The organism is Mesorhizobium sp. B2-3-10 (assembly GCF_006442275.1).
Taxonomy (GTDB): domain Bacteria; phylum Pseudomonadota; class Alphaproteobacteria; order Rhizobiales; family Rhizobiaceae; genus Mesorhizobium; species Mesorhizobium australicum.
Genome location: NZ_VFVT01000001.1, coordinates 307,189 through 325,877 on the forward strand (window position 1 = coordinate 307,189; position 18,689 = coordinate 325,877).

Consider the following 18,689-nt stretch of genomic DNA (forward strand, 5'->3'; position numbering starts at 1 on the left):
TCAAGGCCGCAGCCGGCTGCCCGGCGTCCACCGAAAGATTCGAGGGATGGGACGGCAGAGAGCGCCGACCAAACAGCCGTCAACGCTGGGCGCGCTTACCCGGACCGGCGGGTGCCTCGCCTTGCCTGAAGCGTTCCATGCACATGGCGGCGGTCAGCTGGTAGTGATCGATCAGGGCCTGGACGGCACCATCCGCATTGCCGTCCAGCGCATTTTCAGCAATCAGCCGGTGTTCGGCGAAATCGTCGCGCTGGATGCTCTCCCCGTCATTGGCCATTTGCCTGTAGCGGTAGGCGTGATCGGAAAGCTGGTCGCAGAAACCAACCAGCCAGTGCGACCGGCACGCCGAGATCAGCACCCGATGGAAAGTGCGATGCACCTTCTCCCACTCCGGATTGAGCGACGAGCTACTTTGCGGCGAAAGCCGTGAGGCCCGCCCCAGGCGATGCAGCGCCAGCACCAATTGTTCTTCCCATTCGGCGGTGCGGTGGGCAATGGATTCGCGCAGCGCCCGCTCCTCGAGCCAGCAGCGCGTGCGCGTCAGTTCCTCGAGTTCCGTCGCGCTGACCGGCATGATGAAAAAGCCACGCTGGTCATGGCGGCCAAGGAGACCTTCGGAGGCAAGGCGATTGAGGGCTTCACGAACAGGGGAGGCACCTGCGCCATACTTGGAAACGACCCACTCGACGCGCAGCTTGCTTTCGGTTTCAAGAGCGCCGCTGAGAAGATCATCACGCAATTGGTGATAGACCGTGCTGGCAAGCGTGCTCTTGGCTCCTGTGCCGTCGTCGTTCAGATTGGCAGCTCCGTATGTCAAAAGCGACTCCTTGTCCCCTTACTGTCGTCTTGGGCAATTCGAGTCCGAAATTCTCTCTCCGTACACGTACCATATAGCGTGACGCTTCCGGCACTCAAGCAGAAGATCGCGCTATTGTACTTTAGGACAATGGAATATACCCAATCTGCGGGGCCGATCGCGAGAATTCGAATATTTCTACAACCAGCAGAAGTTTAACGTGTTTTGTATGCACGCAGGATCATCTGTTTCTTGTGCTCCCATGCGAGCATCTTTTCTGTCGCGCGCAAAGACAGCGGGCGACTGCCCGAATCAGATCGTCGCGCAACCCGATTCGGACGCGCGGCAGACCATGCCCTTCCAACGACGCCGATCCGTAGCAATTGGTGCCGGAATGACGCGCTGTGTCAGCCGGCGGCCTTGTCGGCCGCCGCTCTGATCGCTTCGATGTTGGCGCGGTAAGCCTCGACACTGCCACCCCTGAAGATGGCAGCACCGGCCACCAGCACGTTGGCGCCGGCAGCGGTGACCAAGGGGGCGGTTTCCGGCGAGACGCCTCCGTCGATCTCGATGCGGATCGGCCGGTCACCGATCAGCGCCTTGATCCTTCTCACCTTGTCGACCATCGCCGGGATGAAGGCCTGCCCGCCGAAACCCGGATTGACGGTCATGATCAGGATCAGGTCGAGCCGGTCGAGCACATATTCGATCGCCGTTTCCGGGGTCGCCGGATTGAGCGACACGCCCGCCTTCTTGCCGAGGTTCCTGATTGTCTGCAACGAGCGGTCGAGATGCGGCCCGGCCTCGGCATGCACCGTCATGCCGTCGCAGCCGGCTTCGGCAAAGGCGGCGAGGTAGGGATCGGCTGGCGCGATCATCAGGTGGCAGTCGAAAAAGGCCTTGGTGCGATTGCGGATCGCCTTGATGACAGGCGGGCCGAAGGTGATGTTTGGCACGAAATGCCCATCCATCACGTCGAGATGGATCCAGTCGGCACCGGCCGCCGCCACCGCCTCGACCTCGTCACCGAGCTTCGAGAAATCCGATGCCAGCACCGACGGTGCGATCAAGGTTTTTTTGCTCATCTCGCGGCCTTTCCGGGCGCCCTTTTGATACGATCGCTGCGTACCGACTGCCTAAAGCGCTCCCGGGGACTTGTCGAGGGCGCCAGTACAGCGGTTCCACAGGCAGGGGTAACGTCGCGGCGTTCCCGATCCTGTCGCCGCCAACCTCCGCCTGCCTGGATCATGAAGAAAGACCCGCCGGATTGCTCCAGCGGGTCTTCGTTTGGCGTCGCGCGGGTGCCTATTGCTGCTGAAGCTTCAGCACCCTGTTTGGCACCGGGTCCTGCTGCTGGTCGATCGGCTGCCTGCGCCGCGGCAGCAATTGCAGCAACTGGCCCGGATCGATTTCCAGCGATGGCTGCCCGCGCATCGGCCGGCAGTTCGGATACCGCCCGACCATGCCTTCCGGACAGTGCCGCGTGAAGATCGGCTGGCACTGGCCGTTGACCATCTGCGAGCCCGGCGCGCATTCGCTCTCTTGCCTGGGCTTGCGGCATGCGCCGTCGATCACCTCGGTCCCACGCGGGCAGACGCATTCGCCGCGCTTGTTGTGGACCTGGCCGCGTATGTCGCACTGCTCCAACTGCGGCTGCTTGCGCCGACAGGCATTGCCTTGCACCTCGGTACCCCTCGGGCAAACGCAATTGCCGTCGGAGTCATGGACCTGGCCACGGATGGTGCACTGGTCAGGCTTCGGCCTGATCGGCCGGCAGGCTCGGTCTCGCACCTCTGTGCCTTGCGGGCAGACGCAGTCCCCGTCCGCATTGTGGACCTGGCCACGGATGGTGCACTGCTCGGGCTTCGGCCGGACCGGACGGCAGGCGCCATTGCGCATCTCGGTGCCTTGCGGGCAGACGCAATCGCCATCGGCATTGCGGACCTGGCCAGGAATGCGGCACTGCTGCGGCTTTGGCCGGATCTGGCGGCAGGCCCGGTCTCGCACCTCGGTGCCTTGCGGGCAGACACAGTCCCCGTCCGCATTGTGGACCTGACCACGGATGGTGCACTGCTCGGGCTTGTCGGTCCCGACGCATTTTCCGTTCTCCAGCTCCGTGCCGCGCGGGCAGACGCAACGTCCGTCCTCGGTGCGGATCTGGCCTTCGAGCAGCACACAGCGCGGCGGAGGTGGCAGCGGCAGAAGGTTAGTGCATTGCCCGTTGCGGAAGGTGGTGCCTTCCGGGCAGACGCAGCGGCCGGCATCGTTCATGACGAAGCCCGGCGAGCACTGGTTCTTCACCTCATGCGTGATGATGAAGGGATGGCACGCATAGGCCCTGCCGCGATCGCCCTGCACGTTGGTCGCGTCGTTGGACAGCACGTCGCCGCCGCCCTGCACCCGTGTGTCGGGAGAGAGCACGCCAACGCAGTTCCGGCCGTTGACGTTGCCCTGCAGGTTGGCAAGACGCCCATCGTCGGGGATGACCACGGTCACACGGTGCGAGCGGCTTTCGCCGGCGCCGAGCGTCAGGTTGGCGATGCAGGAGGCCGGCAAGGTCGTCGGTTCCGGCGAACAGCCGAAGGGCGGCTCGATCGAAGTGATCGCGACGCCTTCCAGCCGGCCAAGCCCATCGACGCCGATCGCGTCGCCGATGCGGACCGGGCCCGAGAAGGGGCTCGTCCCGTCATTGGTGATGGTAATGTCGAACGAGCAGGGCTGGCCCAGCCTGCATTCGCGGTCGCCGGTCTTCTCGACACGGATGGTCGAGGAGCCGCCGCCCTTGGCGCAGGCCTGGCCGATCGGGTAGACGACGTCGTCGCCCTGCGCCGGCCCATAGGAGCCCCGCGCGCAGTTCTCGAATTCGCTATTGGCCGAAACCGTCACGTCGAAGTGCCTGGAGGTTCCGGGCGTCATGACGGCGCCTGGTATCTGGCACGACAACGCATTGGCCGGAACCGGTCCGCATGCCCATTCCGCGCCGTCAGGGGTTACGGTCTGGATCTGGACAGGCGCTCCGCCCGACACCAGCGTGGCGGCATCGTTGACCCGCACCGGACCGGTGGGGGCAGCCGTGCCGACATTGGCGACGGTGATGCGGCAGGACACCAGCGCCGCGCCGGCCAGCGAACCGTTGCACACCTTGGTGATGCGCAAGGCCGGCTGGCCGCTGTTGGGACGGCGGATGCGTTCCTTGGCGCAGGCCTTGTTGTTGGTGAGATCGACCTCACCGGGGATGGCCTTCACCTCGGCGCAGTTCTCGACCGTGTCGGACCGGTAGCCGGCCGGCATGACCGCCTTGACGAAGATCGGTGTCGAGGCGCCCGCGGGCAGCGAGATGCCGGCATTGTCGCAGCGGAACTGGCCGGGGCCGTTGGGGCCGCATGTCCAGGGCGGGCTCGGGCCGAAGGTGGAGGACGCCGGCGCGCCGCCGGGGTAGTTGTCGATCACCGTCAGCGGCCCATTGTAGGTCGATGTGCCGTTGTTGATGATGTCGATGATGAAGGTGCAGACGCCGTCGGCGGTGCAGACTTCGGTGCGGGCACGCTTCTTGAGAATCAGGTCGACCTTCTTCTCGACCGGCGGCTGGCAATCCGGATTGCGATCGCCGCGCCGGCAGATCGGGATCGACGCGCAGCCCCGGTCATTGGCCTGGCTGCCGAACAGCGGCTTGCCGCTGGCGCCGTAATTGTAGGTGGCGCAGTTGCGCAGCACGCTGCCTTGCCAGCCTCCGGCCGGCTTGAAGCCGAGCTTGAGGTCGACAAAGGCTCCCGGAGCGAGCGTGGTCACCGGGTAGGTGCACGTCATCGGGGTGGTTCCCGGCGCGCAGACCCAGGGCGGATTGGGCCCTGAACTCAGCGTCGAGCCGGCCGGCAGCGTCACCTCGTCGAGCACGATCTTACCGTTGTAAGGCGCTGTGCCGACATTGGTGACCCGGATAGTGAAGTCGCAGCCGCCGCCCATTGTGCAGCGTGTGACGTCGGCATGCTTTTCGACCTTGAGGTCCGGTTCCTTATCCCTGGGTGGGCACCTCTGGTCACGCGGGATGACGATGTCGATGGTTTGCGTGCAGCACAGGCCCCAGCCCTCCTTCGGTCCGGCATAGGTCTCGATACCGGTGACGATGAGGTGGATGACGTCGCCGGGTGACGCGCCGACGATCTTCCAGTTGAGCACGCCGCCGCCCGCCGGCACCTTCTGGGTGTCGGGGATGATGCTGATGCCTGGCGAGGTCGTCGACACCTGCACCCATTTGCCGCCCATCTCGGGGCCGACAGGCATGTGGTAGATGAAGGCGCCGCCGCCGGGCACGCAGTCGACCGTGCCGCGTTCGACCTTGAAACACTCATAGTCGGTTGGAGGCGGAGGTTGCTTGTCGCATTTGGTGAGGTCGATCCGGATCGAGGTCTTTTCCCCGGTCGCGATGTTGCCGTCGTCCGGCTTGCCCGGATCCTGCGACGGGATGATGGTGCCCGTGCCGATGCCGCCGGTGACCTTGATCGTCCCCTGGTTGTCGACGTTGACCGGCGCTGGAAACGCGGCGTGGTCGATCTTGGCGGTGATGCGGAAGGTGATGACGCGTTCGTTCAGTGCACCCGAGCCATCGAGATCGCTGGCGGAAATCCGGAAATCGGAAACCGTTGCCGTGTCGTTGGGGCCGGCCGAATTGCTGACGACAGCGCCCGGCAAGGCCCCACCCGATGCATCGGTGCCGTCGCCGGAGACGGTCACATTGACGATCGAAAGACCGTGCGGAAGCTGGTCCCTGAAGTCGAGCTTGGCTTTCTTTAGCGCCGCCTCGAGGGCAGGATTGGCAAAGCCTTGCGGATTGCCGCGCAGTCCGAAGGTCAAGGTATAGAAGACATAGTCGCAACTGCGCTGGCCACCGGTCTTGGTGAAGAACGGCACGACACGTCCGGGTTCCGGGTTGATGATGCGCGGATTGTCGAGCTGCAGCGGCTGCACATCCTGGCTGGTGACAGCCTGGACGGCCTGGGCGGCGGATGCCGGCAGTGCGGGCGCAAGGGCGACCGCGATCCCGGCCGCCATCAGCCAGCGCGCGCCGCGCCTGGCGAGTGACAGGGGTTTCATGATCGTCTCCATGACGGCTTTTGGGGATTTGGCCGCGAGCGGGGATGGGGCAAGACTGTTCATCTTTGCCTCCTCAACGTTCGCAGCTGACGGCTGGGGTCCGGAGCGGCAAGGTCATCTTGCAGCAAGGGTAGTAGCCACCCTTGTCCTTGTCGGACTTCCTGTAGAAGCAAAGTCCAACATCCACTCTGTCGCCCGGATAGTGGCCGGTGATGTCGATCGTGTAAGGCTTGCCCGGTGCATGCGACATAGGTGAGGTCACCGCGACGCCTGGCGTCCTGGATTGGGCCTTGATCGAATCGCCGCCGAAGCCGGCATGGTCATGGAGATAGAGATCGGCCTCGAGACCGCGCGGCGTGCAGTAATACTGCACGCCCTCGACATCGAGACACGGAGGCAGATTGCCCGGCGGTAGGAAATCCGGCGGGTAGAAGGGGGGCTCATAGCCCCCCGGTATGTCCTCATAATAGCCGGCCCGGCCCTCGCAGGGATGCCAGACGGCGACGTCGCCGACATGGCCTTCCACTTCGGGATCCTCGAAATAGCCGTCGAAATCGACGAACCAGGAGCCGAGGGGCGGCACGTTGGCCGGCTTGACCAGCTCCTTGGACGTGATCTGCACGCCGTGCACGGCAAGCGGCCCGTCCGCGGCGAGCCTTTCGGCGAACTCGGGGTTGTCGCGCAATTTGTCGCCTGTGTTGACCAAGGTCTGGGTGCAGACCGAGGTGTCGAGATTGCCGTCGGCATCGTAGCCATATTGCAGATCGAGGCCGCCGGCCGACTGCCTGTTGCCTTGCGGGAAGCCGACCGCATATTCCTGCGGCGCTTCCACCCAGACCGATTCCGTCGAGGGATCGTCGGGATTTTCCCTGAAGTAGCGGATGGCCTCGCCTTTGCCGGAATCGGCGAAGCGGCTGTAATCATAGCGGTTTTCGATCGGGCCGCGCTGGGCGAGATACATGAAGCCGCTGTTGTCGAAAGCGATGTCGGTGACGGCGTAGTCCTTGTCGGCCTTCACAGTCAGTTCCCAGCGGGGATCGCCGGCGAAGGTGCCGTCTCGGGCAATGCCCACCGACCAGATTTCCGACTTTTCGCCAACCGAATAATAGAGCCGGCCACCATGATAGGAGACGGCCCAGACGCGGCGCTCGTCCTGGGTGTAGCCCCAGCTGTCGGGGTCCTCGGTATCGAAGGCCGCGCCCTGTACGTCCATCACCGCGCCATCGTCGGCGACCGGGGCCAGCCCATGCGCCGGCCGGCCGGCGCCGCCATGGTCGAACGTGTCGACCAGTCTGCCGTCGGCGTCGATGCGATCGATCAGGCCGGTGTCGAGATCGGAGGCAAAGAACTGGCGGTGGGCGGGATCGAAGGTGATATTGCCGATGCCAGGTCCGCTGTTGGTGTCGATGTCGGCGAATTTGGCGACCTGGCCGGTGATGCCGTCGATCTTCCAGATGGTGCCCGGTCCGCCGCCGTTTTCGGTGCCGAACTGGCCCTCCATGAAGGTGGCGCCCGCCGTGCCGCGGCGCTGCCGCTCCGGCCTGCCGTCCTTGTCTGCGTCCGGCGTGACGATCTCAATGCCATGCAGCGAGGTGGCGGCGGCATAGAGGTTGGGAACGCCAGAGGGCACACCGTCGCGCACGCCATCATCATAGGTGAGGCCGAACACCTCGCCGATCTGGCCTGCTGTCACCTCGAAAGGCGGCGGCGTGAAAACGAGCTGGCCCGAGGCCGGACCACCCAGGTGTGAAACGTCGAAGACGCGCAAGGTGGCGCGCGAGATGTCGATGAAGGTCTCGTCGACCGGATCGACGCCGGGCGGCAACCCCTCGTCGACATTGGGGATGATGGTGCCGGGAAAGCCGGTGACCGCCATCGAGCCTGGATAGATGATCTGGGTTTCCTGCGCTTGGGCGGCCGCGCCCAGCCACAGGCTGGCGGCAAGCGCCAGAGCCAGCAGGCCGGCGGCCTGCAATGCACCGCGCAAGCGGTTGTCGAACTCAAGAAAAGGCACGAACGCGCCGCGGATGCGAGACATGACACTACCCCCGTAGTCCAGGGGAGAGACGTCCGGACTTGCCGCGCAAATCAGGGCAAGGCGCGGTGGTCCGGCTCGTTCTTCCCTGATCGAATTGTCTGCTTTCCTCATAGTGACGATACGCCTGCTCCTGCGCAGGGTCAACGGAATCAGCGGGAAGCCCAGCGCATCGACCCCGTCCCGAAGGCGGTGGTCGCGCCGAGCTCCTGTTGGTCCCGGAGACCATGGAGCCTCTGGGTTGCTGGTCATGGGGGGCTTCCTTTCCGGGGCCGCACCATGCGGCACCTGGACATCAGTCGCGGGCCGGCGCGGAAAGGTTCATGGAAGCGTTGCGCAGAATGCTTGCGCGCGATGCCGCCTGTTCTTATATACGCGCCAAGCCGTGCGGCGCCGGAGAACCGGTGGGTGGACGGTATTTCTTGTGAACAGGGGCTTTCGTCGGAACGCCTTACCGGGTCCTGAGAGCCTGCTTAGCGGAGAGACTAGAAAAATGGCAAAAGTAATCGGTATCGATCTCGGCACCACCAACTCGTGCATCGCCATCATGGATGGCAAGGAGCCGAAGGTAATCGAGAATGCGGAAGGCGCGCGCACGACGCCTTCCATCGTCGCCATCTCGGGCGACGGCGAACGTCTCGTTGGCCAGCCGGCCAAGCGCCAGGCGGTCACCAATCCTGAAAACACCATCTTCGCGGTCAAGCGCCTGATCGGCCGCCGCTATGACGATCCGGTGACGGAGAAGGACAAGAAGCTTGTCCCCTACAAGATCGTCAAGGGCGACAATGGCGATGCCTGGGTCGAGGCCGGCGGCAAGAAGCAGTCGCCCTCGCAGATCTCGGCCATGATCCTGCAGAAGATGAAGGAAACGGCGGAGGCCTATCTCGGCGAGAAGGTCGAGAAGGCGGTCATCACCGTTCCGGCCTATTTCAACGACGCCCAGCGCCAGGCCACCAAGGACGCCGGCAAGATCGCCGGCCTGGAAGTGCTGCGCATCATCAACGAGCCGACAGCGGCAGCGCTCGCCTATGGCCTCGACAAGAAGGAAGGCAAGACCATTGCCGTCTATGACCTTGGCGGCGGCACGTTCGACATTTCGGTGCTCGAAATCGGCGACGGCGTGTTCGAGGTGAAGTCGACCAATGGCGACACGTTCCTCGGCGGCGAGGATTTCGACATGCGCCTGGTCGAGTATCTGGCGGCCGAGTTCAAGAAGGAACAGGGCATCGACCTGAAGAACGACAAGCTCGCCCTGCAGCGCCTCAAGGAGGCGGCTGAAAAGGCCAAGATCGAGCTGTCGTCGACGACGCAGACCGAAATCAACCTGCCCTTCATCACCGCCGACGCGACCGGACCGAAGCACCTGACGCTGAAGCTGACGCGCGCCAAGTTCGAAAGCCTGGTCGAAGACCTCGTCCAGCGCACCATCGAGCCGTGCAAGGCGGCGCTCAAGGATGCCGGCTTGAAGGCTGGCGAGATCGACGAAGTGGTCCTGGTCGGCGGCATGACCCGCATGCCCAAGATCCAGGAGATCGTGAAGCAGTTCTTCGGCAAGGAGCCGCACAAGGGCGTCAACCCGGATGAGGTCGTCGCACTCGGTGCCGCCATCCAGGCCGGCGTGCTGCAGGGCGACGTCAAGGACGTGCTGTTGCTCGACGTGACGCCGCTGTCGCTCGGCATCGAGACGCTGGGCGGCGTGTTCACCCGGCTGATCGAGCGCAACACGACGATCCCGACCAAGAAGAGCCAGGTGTTCTCGACGGCCGAAGACAGCCAGTCCGCCGTGACCATCCGCGTCTTCCAGGGCGAGCGTGAAATGGCCGCCGACAACAAGGCGCTTGGCCAGTTCGACCTGGTCGGCATTCCGCCGGCGCCGCGCGGCGTGCCGCAGATCGAGGTCACGTTCGACATCGACGCCAACGGCATCGTCAACGTCTCGGCCAAGGACAAAGGCACCGGCAAGGAGCACCAAATCCGCATCCAGGCGTCGGGTGGACTTTCCGACGCCGACATCGAGAAGATGGTCAAGGATGCCGAGGCCAATGCCGATACCGACAAGAAGCGTCGCGCCGTCGTCGAGGCCCGCAATCAGGCCGAAGCGCTGGTGCATTCGTCGGAGAAGTCGCTGAAGGAATATGGCGACAAGGTCTCGGAGACCGAGCGCACGGCGATTTCGGACGCGATCGCGGCGCTGAAGGCCGCTGCCGAGGGCGACGATCCGGCCGACATCGAGGCCAAGAGCCAGGTGCTTGCCGAAGCTTCCATGAAGCTTGGCCAGGCCATGTACGAGGCCTCGCAGAAGGAAGCGGCGGAAGCCGACGCCAAGGCGGATGCCGCCAAGGACTCTGACGTGGTCGACGCCGATTTCGAAGAAATCGACGAAGATGACGACAAGAAGAAGTCGGCCTGAGCGGCTTGACGGCAAGACAATGCGAAAAGCCCGGCGCAAGGCCGGGCTTTTTTGCAACCCTCGCTGAAAAAGTGCGAGCACTGCCGAAAAAATCACTGAAAACCACGGACAAGTTCGCGCCGGCCCTAGCATACGGGCAGCACCGCTCCTAAATCGAAACAACGTGCCGGCAACCGACGCAACATTGCATCAAGACGTTGAATATCCGGACTGCGGGAAAAAATGAAAGCTGATTTCTACGAAACGCTGGGCGTGCAGAAGGGCGCCGACGAGAAGGAGCTCAAGAGCGCTTTTCGCAAGCTGGCCATGCAATTCCATCCCGACCGCAACCCCGGCGATCATTCCTGCGAGCACAAGTTCAAGGAAATCAACGAAGCCTACGAGACGCTGAAGGACCCGCAGAAGCGCGCGGCCTATGACCGTTTCGGCCATGCCGCCTTCGAGCAGGGTGGGATGAATGGCGCGCAGGGCTTTGGCGCAGGCGGCTTCGCCGACATCTTCGAGGACATTTTCGGCGACATGATGGGCGGCCGCCAGCGCCGCTCTTCCGGTGGCCGCGAGCGCGGCGCCGACCTGCGCTACAACATGGAAATCTCGCTGGAGGAAGCCTTCGCGGGAAAGACCGCGCAAATCCGCGTGCCGGCTTCGATCTCCTGCACCGAATGCTCCGGCAGCGGCGCCAAGCCGGGCACCCAGCCGGTCACCTGCTCGATGTGCAACGGCCACGGCAAGGTGCGCGCCACGCAAGGGTTTTTCTCGATCGAGCGGACCTGCCCGCAATGCCAGGGCCGTGGCCAGACAATCAAGGATCCCTGCCCGAAATGCGCCGGCCAGGGCCGTGTCACCGAGGAGCGTTCGCTGTCGGTCAACATCCCGGCCGGCATCGAGGACGGTACCCGCATCCGCTTGGCCAATGAGGGTGAGGCCGGGCTGCGCGGCGGGCCATCGGGCGACCTCTATATCTTTCTGGCGGTCAAGCCGCACGAATTCTTCCAGCGCGACGGCGCCGATCTTTATTGCAAGGTGCCGATCTCGATGACCACCGCCGCACTTGGCGGCTCCTTCGAGGTGACGACGCTCGACGGCACGCAGACCAAGGTGAAGGTGACCGAAGGTACGCAGAACGGACGCCAGTTCAGGCTCAAGGGCAAGGGCATGCCGGTGCTGCGCCAGCCCAATGTCGGCGACCTCTACATCCAGACCGCGGTCGAGACGCCGCAGAACCTGTCGCGCCGCCAGCGCGAATTGCTGGAAGAGTTCGAACAGCTCTCCTCGCAGGACAATTCGCCCCAATCGAGCGGCTTTTTCGCCCGCATGAAGGACTTTTTCGAGTCTTTCGGCGAGCGTTGAGACGCGACGAAAACTATCTTATCCACGCCATAGGCAAGGCCGCGCCTTGCCTTGCGTCATCCAGGTGTTAAGTAGCTTCAAGGGGCCCGCTGAGGAGAGCTTGCATGGCACGTGGTCACGGACTGCGGAAGGCGTTTGCCGAGAAGTTCGACGACGAACTCAAATTCTTCAAGGGCTGGATCGACAAGCCGAAGACAGTCGGCTCGATCGTTCCGACCAGTTCGATCACCGCGCGCAAGATGGCCTCGATCGTCAATCCCAAGTCCGGCCTGCCGGTGCTCGAGGTCGGCCCCGGCACCGGTGTCATCACCCGCGCCATCCTCGCCCAGGGCGTGCGGCCCGAAAACCTCTACGCGATCGAATATTCCACCGATTTCGTGCGCCACCTGCGCCAGCTCTACCCCGGCGTCAACGTCATCGAGGGCGATGCCTTCAACCTCAACGCCACGCTTGGCGAGAGGAGCGGGATGATCTTCGACAGCGTCGTTTCCGGCGTGCCGCTGCTCAATTTCCCGGTCGCCCAGCGCATCGCCTATATCGAGAGCCTGCTCGACCGCATTCCAGTCGGACGGCCGATCGTGCAGCTGACCTATGGTCCGATGTCGCCGATCCCGGCCGGCCGCGGCGACTACACGGTGAAGCATTTCGACTTCATCTTCCGCAACATCCCGCCGACGCAGCTGTGGATCTACCGGCGCGAGGCGCATTAGAAGAGAAGGCAGTAGGGCAGTAAGGGAGTAGGGGGAAAAGATTGGCTAGGGAACCATCCTACTGCCCTACTGCCCTACTGCCCTACTGCCCTACTGCCCTACTGCCCTACTGCCCTACTGCCCTACTGCCTTTCCCCCATCCAGCCGTTGATTTGATCGAACCTTGGCTGTACGTGTCCCAGAACAAGGGTGGCCAATGGCAGTGATCCCGAAAATCCTCGTCTTCGCCGGCTCGGTGCGCAGCGGCGCCTATAGCGGCAGGACCGCCGACGTGGCGCAGAAGGAACTTGCGGTGCAAGGTGCCGAGGTGACCCGTATTTCGCTTGCCGATTACCCCTTGCCGATCCTCGACGAGGACCTGGAAAAGGAAAACGGCGTTCCTGAAAACGCCCAGAAGCTGGCGCGGCTGATATCAGCCCATGACGGGCTGCTGATCGCGACGCCGGAATATAACGGTTCGATCCCGCCGCTGCTCAAGAACACGATCGACTGGGTGAGCCGGGTGCGACGGGATGGCGGCCGGTCGGTCAGGCCGCTTGCCGGCAAGGTCGCCGGCCTCTGCTCGTCCTCCAACGGGCACTTCGCCGGCATCCGCTGCATCAACCATTTGCGTGCCGTGCTGGTGCGCTGCCAGATGGAAGTGGTGACACCGGAATGCTCGGTGCCGGAGGGTGGCGACGCCTTCGACGGGGACGGCCATTTCCGTGACGAAAGACTGCACAAATCGATGGAGCACCTATGCCGCACGCTGATCGAAACCTCGCGCATGCTGTCGACCAGGGTCGAGGCGTGACCGCCGCAACAATGCAGCCTCATTCCATGCAGGAGCGATTGATCGTCGGCCTCGACGTGCCGACCGTGAAGGAGGCCGAGCAGGCGGTGCGCGAGCTCGACGGCGTCGTCTCCTTCTACAAGATCGGCTATCAGCTGGCTTTTGCCGGCGGCCTCGACTTCGCCAGGGAGCTGGCCAGCGGCGGAACGAAAATCTTCCTCGACATGAAGCTGCTCGACATCGACCACACGGTGGCCAAGGGCGTCGAGAACATCGTCAGGATGGGTATGACCATGCTGACCATCCACGCCTATCCCAAGGCGATGCAGGCGGCGGTGGAGGCCGCGCGCGGCAGCGAGCTTTGCCTGCTCGCCGTCAGCGTGCTGACCTCGATGGACGAGCAGGACATGATCGATGTCGGCTATGAATACGACCCGCACACGCTGGTGCTGCGGCGGTCCGAACAGGCTCTGCATGCCGGCATGGGCGGCATCGTCTGCTCGGCCGCGGAAGCCGAAGCGGTGCGCCGCATCGTCGGCCCTGACATGGCGGTGGTGACGCCGGGCATCCGGCCGCCCGGCAGCGACCATGGCGACCAGAAGCGCGTGGTGACGCCGGCGCAAGCGGTCCGCAACGGCGCCAGCCATCTTGTGGTGGGCCGCCCGATCATCGCGGCAAACGACCGCCGCGCGGCAGCGCAGGCGATCCTCGACGAAATGCGCTCCGCGTAGAATAAGGGAGAGAACAATGCCGAAGGGATACTGGATCGCCCGCGTCGATGTGCGCGACGCCGAAGGCTACAAGGATTACGTCGCGGCGGCAAAACCAGCTTTCGAGCGCTTCGGCGCGAAATTCCTGGCCCGCGGCGGCGAGCATGAGAAAGCCGAGGGCCCAGGGCGGGCGCGCAATGTGCTCATCGAGTTCGAATCGCTCGCCGCCGCGCATGACTGCTACCACTCGCCGGAATATCAGCGCGCGGTGGCCATCCGCCAGAAGGTCGCCGACGGCGAGATCGTCTTGGTCGAGGGTATCTAGCGCAAAAGCCTGTTCGCCGCGGTTTCAGCCATCGCGTCGGCCAAGCTCAACCCCCATTGCTGGCGGCAATAGGCGCGGAAGTCGAAGCAGGGCAGGCCGGGACAGACCTCGAATTCGATCAGGTGAACCGTGTCGTCGGCCTCGACGCGCAGGTCCATGGAAAACACATCGCGCAGGCCGAGCCCGGTGATCAGCCGTTCGGCGATCCCCTTGATCCTCGCATCGGCCGCCGGCTGGCTGTCCGCGACCGCAGCGAGTTCGGGTTCGGCGTATTGCCCGGCAGCCTTCGCCGCCTCGCCGGTGGCGCCATAGAGAGCCAAACTGTCTTCCATGGTCTGGAAATCACCTCCCGACTCGACAAAGGCGACGCCGAGCGCTTCAACGCCGGTATCCGGCATCAGCCCAAGGAAGCTGGCGCGGACGTTGCGGCCGGCGACATAGGGCTGGACGACGACATCGTCGCGATAACAGGCGAAAACACGCCGGCTAAGCTCCAGCGCGTGAGCGAAATCGGTTACGCGCGAATCCGGCCAGATGCCGATCTTGGCGCCGAGGCGGTTGGGCTTGACGAACCAGCCGGCGGCGGAGGCCGGCGCCTCGACCAGCCATTTGCCATCCCGCGCGAGACCGGCCTGCGGCACCGGCAGGTCGAGCGCGCCAAGCACGGCGCCGGAGCGGAACTTGTCCTGGCAGAGCGCGAACAGCGAATCGTCGGCGCCGATGGTGTTGAAACCGCTCAGTCTTGCCAAAGCGGGTGCCGCGCCGCCACGGAAATAGGCGACGCCGTCGGTCAGCGTCCAGACCAGCGCGCTTCGCGGATCCTCCCCGTCGAGCACCTTGGCCGCATCGTCGAGCACCACCGGCGCAAAGGACAGGCCGCGCGCCTCGCAGGCGGCGGCCAGCGCATCGAATTCGAGAGCGAGATCGGTCGACTGCGCCAGATAGGACGAGATTTCGGCGGCACGCCGCGATGCATGACCGTCGGCGAGCAAGCGGTCGAAACAAGCCTTTTCAGGCTCGTGGACAAGGACCAGTTTCGGCTTGTGCGTTGGCATGATGTGGCGGTTCCCGACGGTGCGATGACCTACCATCGCACGGCCCGCACAATCGGCTTTCGCGAAATCGACGCGCCCCGGGCGCCTGTGTGACAGCGCCAGGATTGCGACCGTAGCCCGGGTCCGCGTCCGGCGATGTCAGGCGATCAGCACGCGCGGTTCCAGGCGGCCATTGACAGGAATGTCGAGCAGGAAGGTCATGCCGCCCTGCAGGTCGAGCAGACGCTGCTTTTCGTTCTTGCCCGACCAGGCCGAGGTCACGGCCAGCCGATCGGCATTCCTGCCGACGAAGGCCGGGCAGGATGGCTGCGTCACCGGCATGGCGACCGTGCGGACGAGCTCGCCGTCCGGCCCATAGGCCTCGATGACGCTGCCACCCCAGACGGCGTTCCACAGGATGCCGTCGCGGTCGAGCACCGAACCGTCGATATAGCCCTTGGCCGAGCGGTGGTCGACGAAGATCTTCGGCTCGCCGACGGGCAGGCCGGTTGCCGGATCGCAGGCAACGCGCATCAGCAATCCGGTCGAGGTGTCGGTGTAGTAAGCAAGCGCGCCGTCTGATGAAAAGCAGATCGAGTTCGAGACGGTGATATCCGAAAACAGGCGGCGCAGTTCGCCTTTGAAAAACCAGTAGATCGAGCCCGCGCCCTTCTCCTCGCCCTTGCCCATGGTACCGACCCACAAGGCACCGCAGGGATGGACGCGGGAATCGTTGGATCGGGTGACCGGGTTGTCGGCCTCGATGGCGGTGTGCAGCGTCATTCCGCCGGTGGCGACGTCGCGGACAAAAAGCCCGGTTTCGGTGGCGATCAGCTGTCGCTTGTCATCGATGATGGCGATCGCGCTTGCCATCTGGCCAAGCTCGTGGATTTTCAGCGCTCCGCCGGCCAAGGGCTTTTCCAGGAGCTGGCTGTTGACGATGTCGAACCAGAACAGCGCATCCGTGCCGGGATCGTAACTTGGCCCTTCGCCGAGCTGGCAGATATGATCGGAAAAGACGGAAACGATCGGTTCACTCATCATGCTTCTCCGAATACCGCATCCCAGGCAGTAATGGCTGCGGAGGCGCGCGCCGACACGTCATCGGCGCTCATGCCTGGCTTGAACAGGCTGGAGCCAAGCCCGAAGACCGTGACGCCAACCGCCTTGTAGCCGGCAAAATCCTTCTCCGAAACGCCACCGACCGCGCCGACCAGCGTCTGCGCCGGCAGCACCGCCCGGATCGCGGAAATGCCCGATGCGCCGAGCACGCTGGCGGGGAAGAATTTCAGCGCCGAGGCACCGAGCCGGATCGCCTGGAAGGCCTCGGTGGGAGTGAACACGCCAGGCATGGTGACCATGCCGTAATGCGCGGCGCGGCCCATCACCTCGGCATCGATGTTGGGGCTGACCAGCAGTCGTCCGCCGGCCGCGTGAAGACTATCGACGTCGGCCGCAGTCAGCACCGTGCCGGCGCCGACCAAAGCTGTCTTCGGCAGCACTTGAACAAGCCTGGCGATCGACGAAAACGGCTGGGGCGAATTGAGCGGCACCTCGATAGCCTCGATGCCGGCATCGAACAATGCCTGGCCGATGGCGATCGCCTCGCTTGCCTTGAGGCCGCGCAGGATGGCGACCAGGCCGCGCTTAAGTTTTGGAAAGGGTGCGGTCTCGGTCATATGGCGGCTCCACTTCTGGCAATCATGCCATTCTCCCGCGCGGCCTCGATGAGACCGGCGCGTACAGCCTCGTCCGCGTCGACTGTCCGCACACCAAGCCCGGCAAGGCCGAGGGCGGCCTGGTAGAGCCCGGCAAGCGCGCCCGAGGCAACCAGCACGACCGATGTCGCGCCGGCGCCATGCCGGCGCCGGGCAGACGCGATCTCGCCGCCGATCAGCAAGCCGGACAGGCAGGCGGCGGCATCATCGGCCTGGAGGTCCTGGAGCAGGCCGGCGGCGCGGATGGCAAACAGCCGAGAGGTGACATCGCCGCCATCGCCTAGCGCTGTTTCGCACCAGCGGCGGAAGAACGGATTGTCTGGAGCAACCGGGCTTGGATGTTCACCCAGCGAATGGCGCAGGATCGAGTGCGCGGCAAGCACGGAAAACAGCTCGCCCGTCGGCCAGGTACCGAAGCCGGCGACGGCGCCGTCCTCGACCAGCACCCATTTCGAATGCGTGCCGGGCATGCAGACCAGTTCGCGGCCCTTGGCCGGCAGGCCGGCGCCGGCAAGCTGCGTCTCCTCGCCGCGCATGACATCGGGCGCGTCGGCCAGGCGCTGGGCAAGGCCGGGAATGATTCGGATGTCGCGCTTCTGCCCGGGCACCCTAGCGGCGCCGCCGAGAATGGCACCGAGCGGCGACGGAACGCCGACATAGGGCGCCTCCAGCCAGCCCTGGCGGGAGCCGGCCATGCCGCAGATGATGACTGGCAATTCCTCCGGCGCGCCCATCGCTGCCAGATGGCCCTCCAGAACGTTGGCGAAGCCCTTTTCGCGCGCGGTGATCAGGCCATCGTCGCCGCGACGCTCGGCAAGCACCTTGCCGCCGCCATCGATCAGCCAGGCCCGAAGCCGGGTCGTGCCCCAATCGAGCGCCGCGACTGCCGGCACGCTGCTGGCAAACCCCGGGCTCACAGGAAACCTCCATCGACGATCAGCATCTGCGCGGTCAGCATGCGCGAGGCATCCGAGGCCAGGAACAGCACCGTGCCGACCATGTCGTCCGGCCGCATGACGTCCCTGATGCACTGCTTGGCGACATGGGCGGCAAGCGCCTGTTCGGTGACCCAGAGCTGCTTCTGCCGCTCGGTGATCACCCAGCCGGGCGCGATGGCATTGACGCGGATGCGGTCGGGCCCGAGCTTGCCGGCCAACCCCTTGGTGAGGCCGAGGATGCCGGCCTTGGCGGCGGTGTAGGCCGGCAGGTCGGGATGATTGATCAGATAGGACGTCGAGGTGAAATTGATGATTGAGCCGCCGCCGGCGCGCTTCATGCCCGGCGCCACCGCCTGCGCGGTGAAGAAATGCGGCCGCAGGTTGATCGCCTGGTTATTGTCCCAGAACTCGACGGTGACGTCCTCGACGGCATGACGTTCGTCCCAGGCGGCGTTGTTGACCAGCACGGTGACGTCGCCATGCGCTTCGGCCGCCTTCGCGGCGGACGCCCGCAGTGCTTCGATATCGCGCAGATCGGTCCTGAGATAGAGCGGCCGACGGCCGAGCTCTTCCTCGATACGGTCGGCGAGTGCGATGCTGGGCTTGTCGGCGATGTCGATGAAGGCGACCTTGGCGCCCTGGCGCATGAACCCTTCGGTCAATGCCGCGCCGATGCCGGAGCCGCCGCCGGTGATCAGCACCGAAGCGCCTTCGAGGTCGGCAAAACGCGCCGATGGCATCATGATTTTTCGTCTCCCGGGTCAACCGGCGCGCATCCTAGCCAGACACGTCCGGCGGGC

15 protein-coding genes are annotated in these 18,689 nt (G+C 64.6%); 6 read left to right on the forward strand and 9 right to left on the reverse strand.

Annotated elements, in window-relative coordinates:
* Positions 1-79: 79 nt before the first annotated feature.
* From FJ943_RS01575 to FJ943_RS01590, 4 genes are all read right to left on the reverse strand, one after another.
* Positions 80-817 carry a GntR family transcriptional regulator gene (locus tag FJ943_RS01575; RefSeq protein WP_015314660.1) on the reverse strand — a complete coding sequence of 246 codons (738 nt, stop codon included), beginning with the start codon at positions 815-817 and terminating at the stop codon, positions 80-82.
* Positions 818-1,203: 386 nt separating this feature from the next.
* Positions 1,204-1,881 carry a ribulose-phosphate 3-epimerase gene (rpe, locus tag FJ943_RS01580; RefSeq protein WP_140719432.1) on the reverse strand — a complete coding sequence of 226 codons (678 nt, stop codon included), beginning with the start codon at positions 1,879-1,881 and terminating at the stop codon, positions 1,204-1,206.
* A gap of 220 nt (positions 1,882-2,101) precedes the next feature.
* Positions 2,102-5,950: a hypothetical protein gene (locus FJ943_RS01585; RefSeq protein ID WP_140719434.1), complete on the reverse strand. Its 3,849-nt coding sequence runs from the start codon at positions 5,948-5,950 to the stop codon at positions 2,102-2,104.
* Between the two features lie 10 nt (positions 5,951-5,960).
* The gene (locus tag FJ943_RS01590) at positions 5,961-8,174 is read right to left on the reverse strand and encodes a hypothetical protein (protein ID WP_181174471.1); all 2,214 of its coding nucleotides are present in this window, start codon (positions 8,172-8,174) and stop codon (positions 5,961-5,963) included.
* Between the two features lie 241 nt (positions 8,175-8,415).
* Here FJ943_RS01590 and dnaK point away from each other — a divergent pair, with 241 nt between their 5' ends.
* The 6 genes from dnaK (at position 8,416) to FJ943_RS01620 (ending at position 14,199) form a co-directional block, all read left to right on the forward strand.
* A complete protein-coding gene (gene dnaK, locus FJ943_RS01595) occupies positions 8,416-10,332 on the forward strand; it encodes a molecular chaperone DnaK (RefSeq protein WP_140619792.1) in 1,917 nt (638 codons plus the stop codon).
* Positions 10,333-10,554: 222 nt separating this feature from the next.
* Positions 10,555-11,682 carry a molecular chaperone DnaJ gene (gene dnaJ, locus FJ943_RS01600; protein WP_015314665.1) on the forward strand — a complete coding sequence of 376 codons (1,128 nt, stop codon included), beginning with the start codon at positions 10,555-10,557 and terminating at the stop codon, positions 11,680-11,682.
* 104 nt (positions 11,683-11,786) lie between these two features.
* Positions 11,787-12,392, forward strand: coding sequence for a phospholipid N-methyltransferase PmtA (gene pmtA, locus FJ943_RS01605; RefSeq protein WP_140619794.1), 606 nt, complete (start codon positions 11,787-11,789; stop codon positions 12,390-12,392).
* A 196-nt stretch (positions 12,393-12,588) separates the two neighbouring features.
* Entirely contained in the window at positions 12,589-13,185 is a 597-nt protein-coding gene (locus FJ943_RS01610; RefSeq protein WP_140719438.1) for an NADPH-dependent FMN reductase, read from the forward strand.
* Positions 13,182-13,895 (forward strand): orotidine-5'-phosphate decarboxylase, encoded by a 714-nt coding sequence (gene pyrF, locus FJ943_RS01615; protein ID WP_181174472.1) that lies wholly within the window; start codon positions 13,182-13,184, stop codon positions 13,893-13,895. The genes FJ943_RS01610 and pyrF overlap by 4 nt, the downstream gene beginning before the upstream one ends.
* A 16-nt stretch (positions 13,896-13,911) precedes the next feature.
* The gene (locus FJ943_RS01620) at positions 13,912-14,199 is read left to right on the forward strand and encodes a DUF1330 domain-containing protein (protein WP_023781950.1); all 288 of its coding nucleotides are present in this window, start codon (positions 13,912-13,914) and stop codon (positions 14,197-14,199) included.
* On the opposite strand, the gene FJ943_RS01625 is transcribed toward FJ943_RS01620, so the two are convergent.
* The 5 genes from FJ943_RS01625 to FJ943_RS01645 all read right to left on the reverse strand — a co-directional run bounded on the left by FJ943_RS01625 (position 14,196) and on the right by FJ943_RS01645 (position 18,632).
* The gene (locus FJ943_RS01625; RefSeq protein ID WP_140619796.1) at positions 14,196-15,254 is read right to left on the reverse strand and encodes a D-alanine:D-lactate ligase-like protein; all 1,059 of its coding nucleotides are present in this window, start codon (positions 15,252-15,254) and stop codon (positions 14,196-14,198) included. The two genes, FJ943_RS01620 and FJ943_RS01625, sit on opposite strands and share 4 nt — an antisense overlap.
* Positions 15,255-15,392: 138 nt before the next feature.
* Positions 15,393-16,274 (reverse strand): SMP-30/gluconolactonase/LRE family protein, encoded by an 882-nt coding sequence (locus FJ943_RS01630; protein ID WP_140719440.1) that lies wholly within the window; start codon positions 16,272-16,274, stop codon positions 15,393-15,395.
* Positions 16,274-16,912, reverse strand: a complete 639-nt coding sequence (locus tag FJ943_RS01635; RefSeq protein ID WP_140719442.1) for a 2-dehydro-3-deoxy-6-phosphogalactonate aldolase — start codon at positions 16,910-16,912, stop codon at positions 16,274-16,276. The genes FJ943_RS01630 and FJ943_RS01635 overlap by 1 nt, the downstream gene beginning before the upstream one ends.
* Positions 16,909-17,868 carry a 2-dehydro-3-deoxygalactonokinase gene (locus tag FJ943_RS01640; RefSeq protein WP_140719443.1) on the reverse strand — a complete coding sequence of 320 codons (960 nt, stop codon included), beginning with the start codon at positions 17,866-17,868 and terminating at the stop codon, positions 16,909-16,911. The genes FJ943_RS01635 and FJ943_RS01640 overlap by 4 nt, the downstream gene beginning before the upstream one ends.
* Positions 17,865-18,632, reverse strand: a complete 768-nt coding sequence (locus FJ943_RS01645; protein ID WP_015314674.1) for an SDR family oxidoreductase — start codon at positions 18,630-18,632, stop codon at positions 17,865-17,867. Before FJ943_RS01645 ends, FJ943_RS01640 begins: the two co-directional genes overlap by 4 nt.
* Positions 18,633-18,689 lie beyond the last annotated feature (57 nt).